Consider the following 18,932-nt stretch of genomic DNA (forward strand, 5'->3'; position numbering starts at 1 on the left):
GCCCCCTTAATCATATATACAAATGTTGAAGGTTATCACTTTTATCGGACTTGGCAGCTTCCTGGGTGGCGTAGCAAGGTATGGGTTGTCAAGAGCGGCGGTGGATTTAGCCGGAATTTCATCGTTTTGGGGCACGATGGCTGCTAATATCATGGGGTGTTTTTTGATAGGGCTGTTCTATGGAATTTTTGAGCGTTATAATATTATGAGTGAACATTGGCGTTTGTTCCTCACTGTTGGTTTCTGTGGAGGATTCACCACATTCTCAACCTTCATTCATGAGAACTATGCTTCGATTACTGAAGGACGTTTCCTTCAAATGGCTCTGTATGCATCGGTGAGTTTTCTTGTCGGCATGCTTATGGTGCACGTCGGTCATATGCTTGCACGTTGAACCAGGTGGGATTGGGTGATTGGAAATATGTTGAAAAACATACTATTTTCACGAACGGCTTTCTTGGAATTCTCACATTTAAATCGTTACTTTGCGATGGTTAAGCAATACCTTGAATAAATCATTTTATCCGTTCTGAAGAATTATGGACCTTGTCCTGCCATATGATGATACGGTCAAGCCGCTTCCTTTCTATCTTGCTGAGGAGGAGTGGCTTGCAAGGAGATTTCCGCATCGTGATTTCTTCTTTATATGGCAGGTAGAGCCTACAGTGATTATAGGTCGCAACCAGCTTCTCGACAGTGAGGTTAATGTAAGGTATTGCAGAGAGAACGGTATCAGGCTGGTCAGGAGGAAAAGTGGGGGAGGAGCAGTCCTGGCTGACATGAACAACATAATGTTCTCTTACATCACTTCCTCCTCGGATGTCGCAACCACATTTTCTGGATACACCTCTATGGTGGCTCGTTCGCTCAGGCTTCTTGGTCTGGATGCATCGGATAATTCACGGAATGATGTGCTCATAGGCGACCGTAAGGTGTCAGGCAACTCTTATTATCATATGCCGGGAAGGAGCATAGTCCATGGCACTATGCTGTACGATTTCGATGAGGAGATGATGAGCAACGCTCTCACACCACCGTCACTGAAGCTTCGTTCGCATGGCGTGACATCGGTCAGGTCACGTGTAACTACTATTCGCGAGCAGTTACCGGATCTGTCATTAGCCGAATTCAAGAAACATATTCTTGCTACCATACCGGATGGGACTGATACACTGACACTCTCAACTGAAGATGTGAAGGAGATTGAGGCGATAGAACGTGAATACTACCGCCCGGAATGGCTTGCCGGAAAGAATCCTAAAGGTTCATTATGTGCCACTTCTCGTATAGATGGAGTTGGCACTGTTACAGTGCATCTTATGGTTTCACACGGTGTTGTAAGAGATGTGACCATCTCCGGTGACTATCTTGAGACGGCTGATGCATCTTCGGTTGTTTCATCGCGCCTTGTAGGCACCCCATATGAGCGTGATTCAATCGAATCGGTTCTCAATGCCGCTGACTTGCCGGGACTTATTCCCGGATTATCAACCAAAGATTTAATGAATATCATAATATAATATCATGGAAGAAATCAAGAAAACCTGTCTGCACGGTCGTCATGTTGCCATGGGTGCGCAGATGACCCCTTTCGGAGGCTTTGACATGCCCATTCAGTATGAAGGTATTGTAGAGGAGCATAATGCTGTCCGCAATGCCTGCGGAGTGTTTGACGTGTCTCATATGGGTGAGGTGCTAATCACCGGTCCGGACGCAGAGAAATATGTAGGTCACATATTCACTAATGATGTCCGTGAGCTTCCTGCCGGAAAGATTCTGTATGGTATGATGCTTAATGAGCAGGGTGGGACTGTCGATGATCTTCTCGTTTACAAGCGCGCCGACAATGATTTCTTCCTGGTGATAAATGCCGCCAATATCGATAAGGATGTTGCCTGGATAAAGGGTAATGCCGAGGGGTATGATGTGGAGATAACAAATCTCAGCGATGAACTATCCGAGCTTGCCATACAGGGTCCTGACGCTGAGGCTGTAATGGAGCAGGTGCTTGGGATCGCTTGCAGTGAGTTGGAGTTTTATACCTTCAAGGAGTCTTTGCTTGACGGCAGACATATTCTCGTGAGTCGCACCGGATACACCGGAGAGGATGGATTTGAGGTCTATGCTGATCATGATGCGATATGCAGCCTTTGGGATGCCCTCATGGACTCGGACAGAGTCAAGCCTTGTGGACTCGGTTGCCGCGACACTCTTCGTTTCGAGGTGGGGCTTCCTCTTTACGGCGATGAGCTGGCTGATGATATTTCACCCATCGAGGCGGGTCTGTCAATGTTTGTCAAGTTGGAGAAACCTGAATTTATAGGCAAGGAGGTCGTTGAGCGTCAGAAAGCGGAGGGGACAACCCGTAAGCTTGTGGGGCTTGAACTTGCTGACCGCGCTATACCTCGTCACGGCTATGAGGTGCTCAATGCTGACGATGAGGTTGTTGGGTATGTCACTACTGGATATCGTGGAATATCGGTTGACAAGAGCATAGCCGTTGCGCTTGTGGATGTGCCTTACAATGCGAAGGATTCGGAACTGAAAGTGCGCATACGCCGCAAGACTTTCCCGGCACGTGTCACCGCAAAGAAATTCTATAAAAAGTCGTATAAAAAATAGAGCTGTTTAGCCTCCTGGGTCAGAATAGCGAAACATTATAAAAATAAAACAAACATTAAATCACAATAAAATCTACACAATTATGAGCAAGATATATTATGCCCCCTCTCACGAGTATGTAATGGTTGACGGTAACATCGGTCATGTAGGTATCAGCGACTATGCGCAGAAGGCACTCGGCAACATCGTATATGTCGATATGCCTGAACAGGGTGATGATGTCACCGCCGGTGAAGAGTTTGGTGCTGTCGAGAGTGTCAAGGCTGCCGAGGATCTTCTCTCTCCGGTAAGCGGTGCTGTGCTCAACATCAACGAGGCTCTGATCGACAACCCGCGTCTGCTCAATGAGGACCCGATGGGCAATTGGATTATGGAGGTCGAAATGACAGATCTTTCCGAACTTGAAGGGCTTATGGATGAGGCTGCTTATGCTGCTTACTGCGAATCCGAGACCCATTAAAATTCCTGTCTGTCAAGTTTGAACCTTACCATGATTCACAGATATTTTCCGCATACTCCCGAGGATATTGCCAAGATGCTCGGGAGATGCGGCATAGAGAATCTTGATGATCTCTATGCCGATGTTCCGGAATCGCTCATGCTGAGGAGGGACTATGATGTCCCGTCGCAGATGAGCGAGGATGAGGTGCGCCGTTATTTCAAGGAGCTTGCCGAGAGCAATCTCCAGTCCACATGTTTTGCCGGATATGGTTTCTATGATCATTATGCTCCTGCGGTGATTAATCATATCATATCGCGATCGGAGTTTCTCACAGCCTACACCCCTTATCAGCCGGAGATATCCCAGGGTACGCTCCAGTACATTTTTGAGTATCAGACCATGATGACGGAGCTTACAGGGCTTGATGTGTCAAACGCCTCGATGTATGATGGCACTACGGCTGTGGCTGAGGCTGTGATGATGGCTGTAGCCAATGCACGCAAGCGTAACAGGGTGCTTGTGAGCTCTACTTTGAATTATCTTTATGTTGATGTCATCAACACGTATGCCCGCTACCATGGTATTGTGGTCGATATGATACCCGAGAAAGATGGTGTTACGGACCTTGATGCCATGGAACAGATGTTGGCATCGGGGGATGTTGCAGGAGTCGTATTGCCGTCTCCAAACTGCTATGGTATACTTGAGGACTATACCGGAGTTGCCGATAAAGTACATGCTGCAAAGTCGCTGCTTATTATCACAGCTCCGGCGTCGGCACTCGGTGTGATCAAGAGCCCTGGGGAATGGGGTGCGGATATAGCAGCCGGAGAAGCACAGTCGCTCGGTATGCCGCTTAACTTCGGCGGGCCTAATCTAGGATACATGTGCTGTGTCAAGTCTCTTATCCGTAAACTTCCAGGACGCATCGTAGGTGCTACTACCGATGCAGACGGCAAGCGCACATTTGTGCTCACCCTTCAGGCGCGCGAGCAGCATATACGCCGTGAAAAGGCAACATCCAACATCTGCTCCAATCAGGGACTCATGGCTCTGTATGCTGCGGTCTATCTCTCTCTAATGGGACCCGAAGGGTTGCGTGAGGTCAATGAGATATCTTGTGCGCGTACTCATTATATGGTGCGTAAGCTTGAGGAGACCGGGTTGTTTGAGCCTATGTTCCCTGAGCGTCCGTATCTCTGTGAAGTTGCTATGCGATACAATGGGACTGTCGATCTTGATATACTTTTGCAGACATTGTGCGTTGATTACGGAGTGCTTGCCGGAGTGCAGACCGATGATGATTGTGTAGTGCTTTGTGCTACCGAGAAACGTACTGTAGAAGAGATCGATGCTCTTGCCGAGGCGTTCGTTTCCGCACACAATGACTTGAAAGACATCAACTCACAAAACTGATACCGTTATGAACAGAGAATTATACGGAGAAGTGATATTTGACCTTTCCAAGCCTGGACGTAGAGGCTATTATATGTCGCCGGCAGGTTGTGAGGATGCGATCTCCTCAATCCCATCAGGACTTATGCGTCAGCGTCCACTACGTCTCCCTGAGGTTGATGAGCCTGCTGTTGTGCGTCATTATACAAATATGTCGACCAACAATTTCGGAGTTGATACCGGATTCTATCCTCTCGGGTCATGTACGATGAAATACAATCCTAAAATCAATGAGGAGATGGCTTCATTGGCTGAGTTTGCAGGATTGCATCCTTTCCAACCCATTTTCTCGGTACAGGGAGCCCTTAAGGCTTATCATGAATTGCAGGGACTTCTGTCAGAGATTGGAGGAATGTCGGAATTCACACTTAATCCTTATGCTGGTGCGCATGGGGAGCTTACAGGTCTGATGGTGATCAGAGCTTACCATGACAGCCGTAATGACAAGGCTCGTGTCAAGGTGATTGTCCCTGATTCAGCGCATGGCACTAATCCGGCATCTGCTGCTGTGGCAGGGCTTCAGGTTGTACAGGTGAAGTCACTCCCTGACGGCACTGTGGATGTTGAGGCTCTGCGTCCGTTGCTTGACGAGACTGTTGCAGCTGTCATGATGACCAATCCTAACACGGTGGGTATCTTTGAGCACAATATACCTGTGATAGCAGAAATGGTACATGCCTGTGGTGCTCTTTTATATTATGACGGTGCCAATCTTAATCCTATGCTTGGAGTAGCACGTCCTGGCGATATGGGTTTTGATGTGATGCATATCAATCTTCATAAGACATTCTCAACTCCGCATGGCGGTGGCGGACCCGGTTCCGGTCCTGTAGGTGTTAGAGCCGGGCTTGAGGAGTTTTTGCCTAACCCGCGCATAAAGGTTGTAGAACATGAGGGGCAGAAGCTCTATTACCTCACTGATGAGGAGTCATCACTCGGAAGAATATCATCCTGGCTGGGTAACTTTGCAGTCGAGCTTCGTGCTCTTGCCTATATTCTTTCGCTTGGAAAAGAGGGTTTGAAGATGGCAGGACCTCTTGCCACATTGAATGCCAACTATATCAAGGAGTCGTTGAGAGACCTGTATCTGCTACCTATTGATCGCGTGTGCAAGCATGAGTTTGTATTTGACGGTCTGGTTGACAAGTCTACCGGAATAACGACTCTCAATATAGCCAAGCGTCTCCTTGATCATGGTTTCCATGCTCCCACCATCTATTTCCCGCTTCTGTTCCATGAATCGTTGATGATAGAGCCTACGGAGACTGAGAGCATAGAAACTCTTGACAGTTTTATAGAAGTGATGCGTGATATCGCTCGTGAGGCTCGTGAGACACCTGATGTAGTAAAGGACGCACCGCATCTGACACCTGTGCGTAAGCCTGACGATACAGCAGCTGCGCTCAATCCTGTTGTGACATATTTTCAGCTTCAACAGGCATGACACATGACCTTATTATAATTGGTGCGGGGCCCGGCGGTTATGAGACCGCTATGGCTGCCGCTTCAGCAGGAAATAAGGTTGCACTCATAGAGCGCGACCGTCTTGGAGGCACTTGTCTTAACCGAGGGTGCATCCCCACTAAGGCTCTCTGCCGGAGTGCCGAGATGGCTGTGAGCATGCGTGAGGCTGGTGATTTCGGAATAGGGCTTTCGACATCTGAAATTAATATAGATTATCGGGCTATTGCCGGACGCAAAGATGCCGTAGTGGCTCAGTTGCGTGAAGGGGTTGCCGAATTGCTCAAGGGTGTCGAAGTGATATCCGGAGAGGCTCGCTTTGTTTCGACATGCGGGGTCGAGGTGAATGGAGACATTCATACTGCACCTCGTATCATTATAGCCACAGGTTCACGTCCGGCTTTACTGCCTATTCCTGGAGCAGAACTGGCTATGACGAGTGACGATTTTCTTGCACTTGAAACCCTTCCTAATTCTGTTGCCATAATAGGTGCAGGTGTGATAGGACTGGAGTTTGCATCGATACTCAATGCTTTCGGTGTGGATGTCACGGTGATAGAGTATTGCAAGGAGATTCTTCCTCCGTTTGATGCCGAAGTGGCAAAGCGTCTGCGCATGTCACTCAAATGTAGAGGTATAAATATACTTACTGACACTCAAGTGACCGAAGTCTCTCCTGGAATGACGGTGAAATGTCTTGCCAAAGGAAAGGAGAAGACAGTCGAGGCGGAAGCTGTGCTTATGGCTGTAGGCCGTCGGCCTGTTATACCTGACGGTCTTGTGGAATTGGGTGTAAAGCTCAATCGTGGAGCTGTAGTGGTGAATGACTCTATGGAAGTGGAGTGGGAGAGTGGCAATGATCCTGAAGGCGGCACCATTTATGCTATAGGTGATGTCAACGGTCGTTGTATGCTTGCTCATGCCGCTTCGGCTCAGGGTGAAATTGTGCTTGGTCATAAACGCAATCTTGATGTGATCCCTTCCGCTGTGTTCACCATGCCTGAGTGTGCTATGGTCGGTCTGACTGAAGAGCAGTGCAAGGCTCAGGGTCTTGATTTCTGTATAAACAAATCCACATTCAGGGCCAACGGTAAGGCTGTGGCAATGGGAGAGACCGATGGAATGGTGAAAATAATATCGGAAACATCTACAGGCAGGCTCCTCGGATGTCATATATGTGGACCTCATGCCGCAGATCTGGTCACAGAAGCAGCTCTTGCAATGTCTTCCTCATTGACAGTTGAGGCAATAGCTGGTACAATACATGCCCATCCCACACTTTCCGAGACAGTCCGTAACGCATTGATGTACTGACAGAGTACACTTATTGTGTAGTCAATATCGACAATTGGTTTGTTAACCCTCCGTCGGTTATCAATAATATTTGATAGCCGACGGAGTTATTCATATGGAGGATTGTTGTTTGTGACTGTGCACAATTTCATGTTGTTGATTGTTGTAGATATATGGAAAATATTTCAACACAATCATTGCTTATCGCGTTGCTTCTTACATTAATCGCCGGAATGGGTACCGGGCTGGGTGCGTTTATGTCTCTTTTGCCACAAGCTCGTGAGGGACGATTTTTGGCTGGAGCTCTCGGATTTTCTGCCGGGGTCATGCTCTATGTGTCGTTTCTTGATCTCATGCCTCAGGCAATTGCTGAAATGACAGGTGAATTTACTCCGCATTATGCAAATATGTATTCGATTCTTGCATTCTTCGGAGGAGTGTTGCTTATCGCGTTGATAGATTTTCTTGTTCCTGAGAAGGACAATCCGCATGAATACAACCATGTCGAGATCACACCTGTATCCAAGCCGCGATCAGGGCATACAGGGATGATGCTTGCGCTTGCAATAGGAATACACAATTTTCCTGAGGGTATGGCTACATTCATATCTGCCCTTGACGGAGCCACAGTGGCAATACCTATAGTAATAGCCATAATGCTGCATAATATACCGGAAGGTATAGCTGTGGCAATCCCTGTGTATAATGCTACCGGTAGCCATCGGAAGGCTTTGGTGTGGAGTGTGCTGTCAGGATTTGCCGAACCTTTGGGTGCGGTTGTGGGGATGTTGTTTCTCATTAATGTGTGGAGTCCTGTGCTTAATGCAGTGCTTCTTGCAGCAGTAGCCGGAGTAATGGTGTATATCGCCATTGACGAGCTTCTCCCGGGTGCCGAGAGTTATGGTCACCATCATATCACCATAATCTGTGTAATACTCGGAATGATGCTTATGGCAGCATCTATTCTGATGGTATAAGTCTGTATTAACGATATAATAGTTAATGGCTGGGATGACTATGTTAATCTCGTAGTTTTTATTTGTGGGCTGCTTTTTAATAGCTTGCCCTGATGTTATGTTTTGTCTTGTTCCAAAATTAAATTGTAATTTTGCAGTCTGTTATCATGTAATAAACTTCGGTTATGTATAATTTATTGCTCATCATAGGTCGAGGGATAGGTCAGGTGATGTTTCAAAATAATGCGTTATCAGGATTGTTTATGCTGATCTGCATATTTTTGAACTCATGGCAAATGGGGCTGCTTGCATTATTAGGCAATGTGATTAGTAATATGGCAGCCTATTTTTCAGGATACAAGCAGGATGACATTAAAAACGGCTTATATGGATTTAATGGAACATTGGTCGGTATAGCAGTCGGTGCATTTTTGCAACTGTCGGTTGAAAGTTTTATCCTATTGGTCATAGCCTCTGCCGGTTCCACATGGATAGCCGGTCTTTTCAGTAGGCAACGTTTTCTACCCGGATTCACGGCTCCTTTCATTCTTGCAGTGTGGGCAATTCTTGGTATTTGCCTACTGTTCATGCCATATTTGATGCTTATGCCTGATGCAGTCATTGACGATACGTATCATTATTTTCAGGCTTTCTGTCTTGGTATAGGTCAGGTGATGTTTCAGGGACGTACGGTTTTAGCTGGATTATGTTTTCTTTTGGGCATTTTGATTAATTCCCGAAAAGATGCTTTCTATGCTGCTTTGGGAGCACTTATCCCTATTCCTCTATCCATTCTTTTAGCAGTGGATTCTGCAAGCATAAATGCAGGAATGATGGGGTATAATGGTGTGTTATGTGCCATAGCTTTAGGAGGAACCGACTGGAAAAGCTTGGTTTCGGCGGTGTGTGCAGTATTGCTGTCCACTGGATTGCAGATTATAGGGATGAATTTGGGGATTATAACCTTGACAGCTCCATTCGTTATGTCAGTATGGATTATAATAACAATACGTACACTGTTTTATCGATTGCTGTAGATCGATGATAAAATATTTTAACCGCACTCCAGAATTATCAGATATCTTTTTGGAGTGCGGTTTTTGATATATAATATGTTCTTTATTGCTTAGCGTAGTTGAGCACAGTCGGGCTTTCCACATTTACGCCATATTCTTCAGCCCGGTTGAGGATTGCACGTGCAAGTTTAGGCTTGAGCTCTTCAGGGCAATATCTGAAATATGCCTCGGCTGCTCTTACGTGTGCGGCATCAGGCATGGGGTATTCCCTACGTTCCGGAAGTCCGTAGACGCTGTCGGGCAGCTCTTTGCGCTCCTCATAAGTTATACGGTCGTTCATAGCTTGCTAAAGGTTTAATCTGAAGCCGACCTGGAGGAGACCTTGTGCTCCATAGCCAACTTCGCCAAACATTGTGGCTACTCTTGACAATCCCACCTCAGCTCCGATTGGTGATGCCTGAAATGCGAAGTATGTCTTGTTTTTATGCCAGTCGCCTGCTGCCATATGGGTGACATCCACACCTACACCGGCATGTGCATAAAGTCTTACAATAGAGTTGCGCCAATAGTCATACTTTCCATTGAGCATGAACACATGGTAATAAGCGTTGGCGTCGTCGATATGTTTGTAGGAGGTGGAGGAGAATGTGTAACTGAGTCCGAGGCTGAATGATGGGAGGATCTTGAAATTTACACCTGCGGTGAGCGCACCCCAGGCATTGTTGACAGCTCCGTAATCATGCATGTCGGAGGCATCCATCTGTGTGTAGCCGCCATATCCGATCTGTAACTGGGCACGCTGTGCGCTTGCTCCAAAGGCAAGACCGATGACTGCGCACATGACAAGTAGGAATTTTTTCATAACCAAATAGTTTTTTAGTGCAATATGAGAATTTCATCTAATAAACACTAAAAGTTATGAAATGGTTCATCTCAGCAGGTCCTTAAGAAGCGCATTGTCCTACCAGCGTACGCCATTGCTCATGGAGGAGCGTTTGTCGTATTTGAGGTCGGCAAGGAGTGATGATTTCACTGAAATGTGGAAATTGTAACTCTTGTAGGGACCTACGGGCACGAAGCTGGCACGCATGGTGAAGCAGTGCATATCTCGCGATATGTTACAGTTCATATACGCTATCTTGTGGCGGTCAAAGTTGTAGCTTGCCGAGAAGCCGAAGTTCCAATTGGAGGTAGGGCGTATGTTGCCGGATACAGAGAGGTTTTGGGTTATTTTCCCTTTATATTCGAGCTTTTTGTAATCGAAGTCTCCGTAGCCGTAGTTCACAGAATAGTTGAATGTAAGATTCCATGGCACATTCCATGCCATATATCCGTTTTCGCCTATCTGTATGCCGTTCTTCTTATTGTTTGTCCGTCGCGGACCTCCTTGTTGTGGCGACATGTCGTCGTCAATAGGAGTGTCAGGGGTATTATTGTCGGTATTTTTCTTTTCTTTATCCTTGTCGTCTCCGCCTCCAAACCATTTTTTGAAGGTGTCGTTGTTGAATGTATAGCTGAAAGATGTGCCTGTGCTCATGAGCTTGCCCCATCCTTTCCCTTCCGAAAGGCGCAGTTTGTTGACACGCACCGGATTGCCTGATGAGTTTAGTGCGTAGGTGTACACATCCCATGTGGCAGAAAGGTTAAGGTTGAAATTCTTCATAAGCCTCAGCATCACGGAGGTGTTGAGGTTGGACCATCTCATAGAGTCGGCTGCAAAATTGTAGCTTTGAGAGAGTGTCAGGTTTTCGATTAGAGATATCTTCCTTTCGCCTATGGAGTCATTGTCGTCACGAACCTTCATCTCCAGGTTGTTGGCAAGTGAAAATGATATCGAGCCTGTCTTTCCGCGCCCGGGAACACCGAAAAGGCTGTTTGGGAACATGGAATATTCTTTCTTTTGCAGTCTGCCTTGTGAGTCGTTGTACTCGTAGGAGCCGTAATATCCGAAGAATGGCGAAGCAAAGTCAGGAGAGCCTGTGAACGATATGGTAGGTGTGATGACGTGGCGTATCATCTTCACTTTGTTGCCAAGGAACGGAAGCGGTTGGAAGAAGCCGTAAACTTTGGTGTCGAACGACACTGAGCCCGAGAAGTCCCATACATTATAGAAACTATAGGTAGTGTCGAGCTTTTCATTACCTGCAATCGGGTCCCACTCACGTCGCACTTTGGTGGTGTACATACGGTCGGTGAGATTGATTGACGGAGTGATGTTGATATACTTGAATACATTGAATGTTGCTGACACCGGAACCGAGTGTTTCATGCCATTGCGCCAATCCTTGATAAGACTCTTTTTGAAGAATTCATCCTGTTTGGCAGTCAGCGAGTTGTTGAACTGTCCGGAGTAGGAAATCTTGATTTTCTCGTACCATTTTTCATCGCCGACAGCCCTTTTGCGCTTGAAAGGGTAGAGCTGTGACATTGTGATTGTGACGTTGGGGAATGATACTGCAAGTGTTGAGTCCTGTGAACGTTGCGACACGTTGGCAGTTGTCGAGAGTGACCATTTTGAGTTGGGGAACCGGTAGGTCATATTGACGGTTGAACTCTTGGTGTTCTCGGTGAATGCGTTTGAGTAATATGAATTCAGGTCATTTCGAGTGTATCCGCTGGTCGTGAAGTTGACACTTGCCGACAGGCTCATGTTGGGATTTGCCTTGGAGTCCTGCGAATGGCTCCAGAGCACTTGGAAGTTGGTTGACTTGGAATAGTCAGGCATCCCCTTGTCACCGGTTATGGTCTTGAGATAGGATATGTTGAAGTTGCCTGAATATTTGTAGCGTTTCAGATAAGATGACTGAGCTCTGAGTCCCCATGATCCCAGAGTGTATATCTCTCCTGTCAGAGCAAGGTCCATGTTTTGACTGATGGCGAAGTAGTAGCCGCCGTTGCTCAGATAATATCCACGGTTATAATCATCGCCGAAGGTCGGGAATATTATACCTGACGAGTATTTTTCAGAGAAAGGGAAATATCCGAATGGCACAGCAAGAGGCAGTGGCAGTCCGGCGAGAACCATGTAGGCGGGACCTGTCACAGCATCCTTACCCGGGCGCACTTTGGCTTTTGTGAGCTGCATATAGAAGTGAGGGCATTCGTGGTCGTCACACGTGGTGTATCTGGCATTCTGCACGTATATGGTGTTCTCATCAATTTTTTTTGATTGTCCGCCTGTTAGGTATCCTTCTCCCTGCTGTGTGATGACATCTGTTATGAAGCCTTTCTCGGTCTTGAAATTGTATCGCATGGTCTTTGCCTCATATGACGTGCCATTGTCATCGAATATGGGGTTGCCTATGATTTCGCCGATTGAGTCAGGTGTGCCTACCGCATATACGGTGGTGGAGTCCATATCCATCAGTATTTCATTGGCATCAAGCTTGATGCTTCCGTACACTATTTTCCCATCGCCATACATGTATGCTTTGTTTCTTCCTGTGAGCACCATCGAGTCCTTGGCGGAGAAGTCTACAGTGTTGTCGAGATCGACTTTTGTGCGCACTATCTTTGTTGTGTCGCTTCTGCCTGCGGATATGCGAGTGCGGCTCAGGCGTGGACGTCGGGTTGAATCGGAGGTCATTGCCGAGTGACGTTGCAACATCGAGCGTGGCTGAGTGGCTGCAATCGAATCATTTGATAATGAATCGGCGGGTGTGGCAATAGTGTCAGTAATGATAGAGTCATGGCTGACTGTTGTTGCCATCGGTAGTGCTGATAGCGTGTCGTCGCTCTCTGGCTCTACGGCTATAAAATTGTCATCTATGGATGGGGCGGGGGTGGCAGATTTGCTAAGTGAACTGTCGATGCCTGTTATGGCAGAGTCGCTCAGTGATGACTCTACGGTGGCGCGAGGAAAGGTCGCGTCACTGTTGTCAGGTCTGGAAAATGCGCCTACCGATAGGGCGCAAAGCAGCACTATTATTATAATGTATGGTTGAGTATGCCTCAAAAGTCTCAGAATAAATAAACCTGCAAGTAATGGATGAATTCTTGCGCGGGTGTTATATTTCTCTGCAAAGTTATAACTTTCTCGCCAAATAGCCAAAGGTAACATGGAAACCATCCATATAAAATAGTGTTAATGCATTTCGGTCCCATACCTTGCGCTTCTCTATAATTTGTGGGTATCATTAATGAGAATACTGTGTTGGATGGTTTATTATGACAAGATGGCACGTTGAAGTGATTAGATTAGACGTTTCGGTATATAGAAAAAATAAGTGGTGATAGTGAATATTATAGTAAAATATGTTATCGAGAGTGTGTAAATGTCAGTTTTTTTAGTAATTTTGTGGTGAGATTCTCTCATGTGAAAGAATTAACCAAAGATTTAATTAATACCAAACTCTACACTTAATACACCAATGCCACGCCAACACTTTGACTCATTGGATATTAAAATCCTTGAAATGCTCTCCAACAATGCGCGCAAACCATTCCTTGAGATTGCGCGTGAGACTCATATTTCCGGAGCAGCCATACATCAGCGCATACAGAAACTTACTTCGGCAGGTGTTATTCTCGGTTTTCGTACAGAAATCGATCCGGCGGCTGTTGGATATCAGACATGTGCCTATATCGGATTCATTCTGAATGATCCGACAAAGTTTGATGAGGTGGTGGCTCGCCTGCGTGAGATACCCGAAGTGGTCGACTGTCATTTCACAACCGGTACATATGATATATTTGCAAGGATATATGCCCGAAACAATGCCCATCTCCTTGAGATCATTCATAAGAGACTGAGCCTTGGGCTCGGACGTACCGAGACCCTCATTTCGTTCAAGGAGGTGTTCAAGCGTCCGGTGCCCATTGTGTCGGAAAATCTTGAATAACAAGGAGTAAATCACTCAAATCTTGATAGACAACAGTATTTTCGGAGGGCGTAAAGCCCTCTTTCACACATTCGGTTGTAAACTTAATTTTGCCGAGACATCCACTGTGGCCCGTATGATGGCTGACGAGGGGATACGTCGCGTGCAGGATGGAGAGGAGCCCGATTATATAGTGGTGAATACGTGTAGCGTGACGGAGATTGCCGACAAGAAATGCCGTCAGGCGATACGTTCATTTGCGCGTCGATACCCTAATGCACGTATAATTGTTACCGGATGCTATGCCCAGCTGAAGCCCGAGGAGGCTGCCGCTCTCCCAGGAGTGGCGGTACTGGCAGGTAATGACAGGAAGCTAAAGATTATTGAATATCTGCGCGAGCAGGAACTAAAGTCACCGTCAGGCGATGATTCTTCCTGTCATTGTGCTTCGGTGCACCATACCGCAACCAAGGATATACGTGAGTTCTCTCCGTCGTGTTCGCGAGGGGACCGTACCCGGTATTTTCTTAAGGTTCAGGACGGATGTGATTATTATTGCTCCTATTGCACCATACCTATGGCTCGTGGCCGGAGCCGTTCTGGATCTATAGCCGAGATTGTGGAGCAGGCTTGCCGGGTAGCGTCAGAGGGTGGAAAGGAGATAGTGATAACCGGAGTTAATATCGGAGATTTCGGTAAGCTTACAGGAGAGACTTTCTATGACCTTTGTGTAGCTCTTGACGAGATTGACGGAATAGAACGGTACCGCATCTCATCGATTGAACCTAACCTGTTGAGTGATGAGCTGATAAGCTTTGTTGCTCGTTCCAAAAGGTTTATGCCGCATTTCCATATCCCATTGCAGAATGGTAGTGATGCGGTGTTGAAGCTTATGCGGCGTAGGTATGATTCAGAGCTATTCCGTCACAAGATAGAGAGGATACGCGAAGAGATGCCCGATGCATTCATCGGTGTCGATCTTATCGTCGGTGTGAGAGGGGAGACTCCAGAGTTTTTTGAGGAGTCAAGGGCGTTTGTGGAAAGTTTGCCGATATCCCGCCTCCATGTGTTCACTTATAGTGAGCGTCCGGGCACTCGTGCTCTTGATATAACGCCTGTGGTTAGCCAGGAAGAGAAGCATCAGCGTACTCACGTCATGCTTGATGTGTCGGAGCGCAAGCTTGCTGAATTTACTGAAAAGTATATTGGCTCGGTGCGTCCAGCTCTTGTGGAGCATCCTCGCAAGGATGGCTCAATGTCGGCATTTACCGATAATTATTTACGTGTCAATCTTGTCAATCCTAATTCTGAAATGGCTAATACGGTCGTCCCTGTGAGGATAACAGGGATTTCTCCCGAGAATCCCGAGGAGTGTGTCGGAGAGATCTGTGTCTGAATGAGGCAATAGGGCTTAAATATGATTGATCAATTTAAGATTATAGTATCTTATGGAATATTGCGGTAATCGTGTGGCAGTAGTGATACTTAACTGGAATGGAGAACATTTCCTGCGTGACTATCTGCCGTCGGTTGTCGAGCATACCAATAGTGAGATTGCCGATGTGATTGTTGCTGACAATGGTTCTACTGACGGATCGGTGGAATTATTGCAACGTGACTTCCCTGGAGTTGAAGTTATTGAATTCAGTGAGAATCATGGGTTTGCAGAGGGCTATAATCGAGCTTTGGAGTGTATTTCTAAAAGATACAAATACAGTGTGCTTCTCAACTCGGATGTGGAGGTCAAGGATGACTGGCTCACTCCGTTGTGGCGGTTTATGGAGGAGCATCCGCATGCGGGTGCATGCCAGCCTGTGATACGGTCGCTAAAAGAGCCCTGTAAATTTGAGTATGCCGGGGCTGCGGGTGGATTTCTCGACAGGCATGGCTACCCTTATTGCCGTGGACGGATATTCGATACTGTAGAACCTGACGAGGGGCAGTATGACACCCCTATGCAAGTGTTTTGGGCAAGCGGGGCGGCTCTTATGGTTGTTAACAGTGTGTATCTTGAATGTGGCGGACTTGATAAGGAGTTTTTTGCTCACATGGAGGAGATTGACCTGTGCTGGCGCATCCGTCTGAGCGGTCGTGAGATATGGGCAGTCCCTTCAGGACATGTGTATCACCTTGGCGGCGGTTCTCTTCCTGCTTCCAATCCTAAAAAGACGTATCTCAATTTCCGAAATAATCTTCTGATGCTCCATAAGAATCTTCCTGACGGAGTGCGTCGCGGACTTCTGTTCCGTCGCAGGCTTCTCGATACTGTGGCATGGTTGAAATTTCTGCTTACCGGCGATGGCGAAAATGCTTCAGCTATTATAAAAGCTCATAATGATTTCCGACGCATGCGCAAGTGTTACAATGTGCATCCTAAGCAGAATCTGCTCAATGTCGATACCAACATTTTATTTGATTATTATATCAGGAACAGAAAGACATTTTCTTCTTTGAAGAATTAGTCATATAAAGACATGAACTGCACCCCAAAAGTTAGATATGAAAACTTTTGGGGTGCAGTTCATTGTGTGAATGTTGTAGCAGGGTAGAATCGTTCGGTTCAGTGCATTGGATTTTAGAATGGATATCCGATAGCGAGATGGAAGGCAAGCGACTTTCGGAACGATTCCATATTGTAATATCCGCGTTTGGATGTCTTATAGGGGGCATGTATACCAATACCGAGATCGGCTCGGATGACGAGCATGGAGATATTGAAACGTAGTCCGACACCTGTTCCGAGGGCGAGATCCTTAAGGAAATTGGATGCTTTAAGCTGACCTCCAGGACGGCTTTCCTCTGCCTTGAGTGTCCATACATTTCCTGCGTCAAGGAACATGGCACCCTCAAGCGGTCCGAGGATAGGAAACCGGAGTTCGCTGTTGGCAAGGAATATGAATGTGCCAGTCTGGTCGAAGTATCCGTTGATCTGGTCAGCTGGAGCACGATATGAGCCAGGTCCGATGGACCGTACTGTGAATGCTCTTACCGAGTTGGCACCTCCTGCATAGAATTGCTCGCTGTATGGTACCTGTTTTGAGTTGCCGTAAGCATAGGCAGCTCCGGTTGCCAGGCGATTTACAAGCCATATCTTTCCTGCGAGTCGGCGACCGTAGACCACCTGGGCATAACCTTTGACAAATTGTGAGAAGGGTGTGCCGAGAAGTTTTTTCTCGCCATGTCTGCCGCATAGTTCATATATTGACCAGAATATGTTGCCTGCCTGTTGGACGCTTGCCTGAACGTTGATAGTATTGTCGCGGTTCATTGCGCGGTCGTAAGTTATGGAGTAGGACATTTGCGGTATGAACTGGTTCTGGAAACTGAGCGCGATTGCCGGATTGGCTCCCATTATGGAATCGAACACTTCGGTAGTGTTCTGTAGTTTTGTGTATGTGAGTTTGAATAGAGTGAATGAATTGTTGATGTAGCGGGATGAACGCCAGTCATATGATATGCCGGTGTTGAACTGTTCCATTTTGAAATAATGCGGACGGTTGAGCACATCGATGCCAAGTGACAGCCGAGTCCAGTTGAGGTCCCGACGGCTGCGCGGGACGAATCTTGGTGCGAGGAGTCGCGGGAAAGCGAGAGTGGCATTCAGTCCTGCCTCATATGAGTTGAACAGATTGCTACGCCCTGCGCCTGTCTGCCATTCGTATGATCCGGTAAGGGATATTGAAAGCTGTTCGCCCCCTCCGAATATATTGCGGTTGGTGAGCCCAAACGAGAGTCCTGGTCCGAGATACGAATTGGATTTTGAGGAGACATTAGCCTCAATGGATGCTTCCCATGGGCGGTCGAAGGTACAGTCGATCTCTACGTTCAGCAGTCGTTTGTCGTGATGGGTGGTGTCAGGTGTGACTGACATGTTGATGTTGTTGAATATGCCGAGCCGTGAGAGGCGTGACTGGGTGAGATCCATTTGCCGGACAGAGAATGTTCTGCCGGGACGGAATGCTATACAAGAGGGGATTAATGATTTGCGCAATTTTGATGGTTTGTATTGTATCACATCCCCTTTGGATGTATGTATTGTGTCGGGTGTGCCGCCTCCGTTATTGCGTTTGACTGTGGTTGTGATGGTTCCTGTGGTGAAACGGTCAAGAGCCCATGGATGCAGATTGTCCGCGAGTTCCATTCTCATTGCTATCCTGCCATGGGTGATGGTGGAATCAGCAAGATATTGTATGAACTCAGGACGGAAATAATAGTATCCGCGGTTGCGCACGGCATTGGCTATCTGTACCCGCAGAACCGACAGTGAGTCGGTGGAATAACGTGAGCCTGTCTTGAAATATGTAGAGCGGTCAACAACCGAGTCGATGATGTGAAACAGATGGGTAGTGTCGGGGAGCAGACGTATGGAGTCGATGAGATAAGGCTCCCCGGAGTTGATTGTATAGAGAATGGAGGCTTTCTTTTTATTTTTTTTCTGTACCAGCTCATAGGATGTGCTGCCTGAGAAGTATCCGTTGTCGTCAAGGATACGGTCGAGCATGTGTACTCTGACTTCGGGGCGCACATCGCTTACGAGCACCGGTTCGGACGCAAGTTTATTGTAGATCCAATGTTTGAATCCTTTCGGTGGGTTAGGCCAGTTGTTGTAGACCCACAGTCCGATGGGGAACGGTGTGCGCACCGATGCCGAACCTAACAGTGGATTGTTTGGCTTCACGGAGACCGCCTCGGTGAGAGATTCATGTACACCTGACGGAAACGTCTCTTTAGGATCAGGGGTATTGACTTTTACCCCCTTCAGTCCGGTATACAGGATTTCGTCATTCGGAATGCGTCGGGTGGTGGAGCAGCTCCACATCATTGCGGTGAGGAGTGCGCTGAGTATGATGGTGTAGTTTTTCATCTT

General features: G+C 47.1%; 16 protein-coding genes. 12 read left to right on the forward strand and 4 right to left on the reverse strand.

Features of this window, described 5'->3' with window-relative positions; translation table 11 throughout:
* The first annotated feature begins 22 nt into the window (after window positions 1–22).
* From crcB to EZ315_RS10605, 9 genes are all read left to right on the forward strand, one after another.
* On the forward strand, window positions 23–394 hold the full coding sequence (gene crcB / locus EZ315_RS10565; RefSeq protein WP_135472046.1) for a fluoride efflux transporter CrcB: 372 nt from the start codon (window positions 23–25) through the stop codon (window positions 392–394).
* A 145-nt stretch (window positions 395–539) separates the two neighbouring features.
* Entirely contained in the window at window positions 540–1,520 is a 981-nt protein-coding gene (locus EZ315_RS10570) for a lipoate--protein ligase (protein ID WP_135472047.1), read from the forward strand.
* A gap of 4 nt (window positions 1,521–1,524) precedes the next feature.
* A complete protein-coding gene (gene gcvT, locus EZ315_RS10575; protein WP_135472048.1) occupies window positions 1,525–2,622 on the forward strand; it encodes a glycine cleavage system aminomethyltransferase GcvT in 1,098 nt (365 codons plus the stop codon).
* An 82-nt stretch (window positions 2,623–2,704) separates the two neighbouring features.
* Window positions 2,705–3,082, forward strand: coding sequence for a glycine cleavage system protein GcvH (gene gcvH / locus EZ315_RS10580; protein WP_135472049.1), 378 nt, complete (start codon window positions 2,705–2,707; stop codon window positions 3,080–3,082).
* Window positions 3,083–3,112: 30 nt separating this feature from the next.
* Window positions 3,113–4,480, forward strand: coding sequence for an aminomethyl-transferring glycine dehydrogenase subunit GcvPA (gene gcvPA / locus EZ315_RS10585; RefSeq protein ID WP_135472050.1), 1,368 nt, complete (start codon window positions 3,113–3,115; stop codon window positions 4,478–4,480).
* 7 nt (window positions 4,481–4,487) lie between these two features.
* Window positions 4,488–5,963 (forward strand): aminomethyl-transferring glycine dehydrogenase subunit GcvPB, encoded by a 1,476-nt coding sequence (gene gcvPB, locus EZ315_RS10590; protein ID WP_135472051.1) that lies wholly within the window; start codon window positions 4,488–4,490, stop codon window positions 5,961–5,963.
* Window positions 5,960–7,294, forward strand: coding sequence for a dihydrolipoyl dehydrogenase (gene lpdA, locus EZ315_RS10595; protein WP_135472052.1), 1,335 nt, complete (start codon window positions 5,960–5,962; stop codon window positions 7,292–7,294). Before gcvPB ends, lpdA begins: the two co-directional genes overlap by 4 nt.
* Before the next feature lie 152 nt (window positions 7,295–7,446).
* The gene (gene zupT, locus EZ315_RS10600; protein ID WP_242452581.1) at window positions 7,447–8,250 is read left to right on the forward strand and encodes a zinc transporter ZupT; all 804 of its coding nucleotides are present in this window, start codon (window positions 7,447–7,449) and stop codon (window positions 8,248–8,250) included.
* Between the two features lie 164 nt (window positions 8,251–8,414).
* Window positions 8,415–9,266, forward strand: a complete 852-nt coding sequence (locus tag EZ315_RS10605) for an urea transporter (protein ID WP_135472053.1) — start codon at window positions 8,415–8,417, stop codon at window positions 9,264–9,266.
* An 82-nt stretch (window positions 9,267–9,348) separates the two neighbouring features.
* On the opposite strand, the gene EZ315_RS10610 is transcribed toward EZ315_RS10605, so the two are convergent.
* The 3 genes from EZ315_RS10610 to EZ315_RS10620 all read right to left on the reverse strand — a co-directional run bounded on the left by EZ315_RS10610 (window position 9,349) and on the right by EZ315_RS10620 (window position 13,200).
* Entirely contained in the window at window positions 9,349–9,585 is a 237-nt protein-coding gene (locus tag EZ315_RS10610; RefSeq protein WP_135472054.1) for a hypothetical protein, read from the reverse strand.
* A gap of 6 nt (window positions 9,586–9,591) precedes the next feature.
* Window positions 9,592–10,107: a porin family protein gene (locus EZ315_RS10615; RefSeq protein ID WP_135472055.1), complete on the reverse strand. Its 516-nt coding sequence runs from the start codon at window positions 10,105–10,107 to the stop codon at window positions 9,592–9,594.
* 99 nt (window positions 10,108–10,206) lie between these two features.
* On the reverse strand, window positions 10,207–13,200 hold the full coding sequence (locus tag EZ315_RS10620; RefSeq protein ID WP_242452582.1) for a putative LPS assembly protein LptD: 2,994 nt from the start codon (window positions 13,198–13,200) through the stop codon (window positions 10,207–10,209).
* Between the two features lie 415 nt (window positions 13,201–13,615).
* Here EZ315_RS10620 and EZ315_RS10625 point away from each other — a divergent pair, with 415 nt between their 5' ends.
* The 3 genes from EZ315_RS10625 to EZ315_RS10635 are packed head-to-tail and all read left to right on the forward strand — an operon-like array spanning window position 13,616 to window position 16,527.
* Window positions 13,616–14,086: an Lrp/AsnC family transcriptional regulator gene (locus EZ315_RS10625; protein ID WP_135472056.1), complete on the forward strand. Its 471-nt coding sequence runs from the start codon at window positions 13,616–13,618 to the stop codon at window positions 14,084–14,086.
* A 22-nt stretch (window positions 14,087–14,108) separates the two neighbouring features.
* Entirely contained in the window at window positions 14,109–15,461 is a 1,353-nt protein-coding gene (mtaB, locus tag EZ315_RS10630; RefSeq protein WP_135472057.1) for a tRNA (N(6)-L-threonylcarbamoyladenosine(37)-C(2))-methylthiotransferase MtaB, read from the forward strand.
* A gap of 52 nt (window positions 15,462–15,513) precedes the next feature.
* On the forward strand, window positions 15,514–16,527 hold the full coding sequence (locus EZ315_RS10635) for a glycosyltransferase family 2 protein (RefSeq protein WP_135472058.1): 1,014 nt from the start codon (window positions 15,514–15,516) through the stop codon (window positions 16,525–16,527).
* 113 nt (window positions 16,528–16,640) lie between these two features.
* Here the strand turns inward: EZ315_RS10635 and tamL are convergent, their stop codons facing one another.
* A complete protein-coding gene (tamL, locus tag EZ315_RS10640; protein WP_135472059.1) occupies window positions 16,641–18,929 on the reverse strand; it encodes a translocation and assembly module lipoprotein TamL in 2,289 nt (762 codons plus the stop codon).
* Between the last annotated feature and the right edge of the window lie 3 nt (window positions 18,930–18,932).

This window comes from Duncaniella freteri (assembly GCF_004766125.1).
Classification (GTDB): Bacteria; Bacteroidota; Bacteroidia; order Bacteroidales; family Muribaculaceae; genus Duncaniella; species Duncaniella freteri.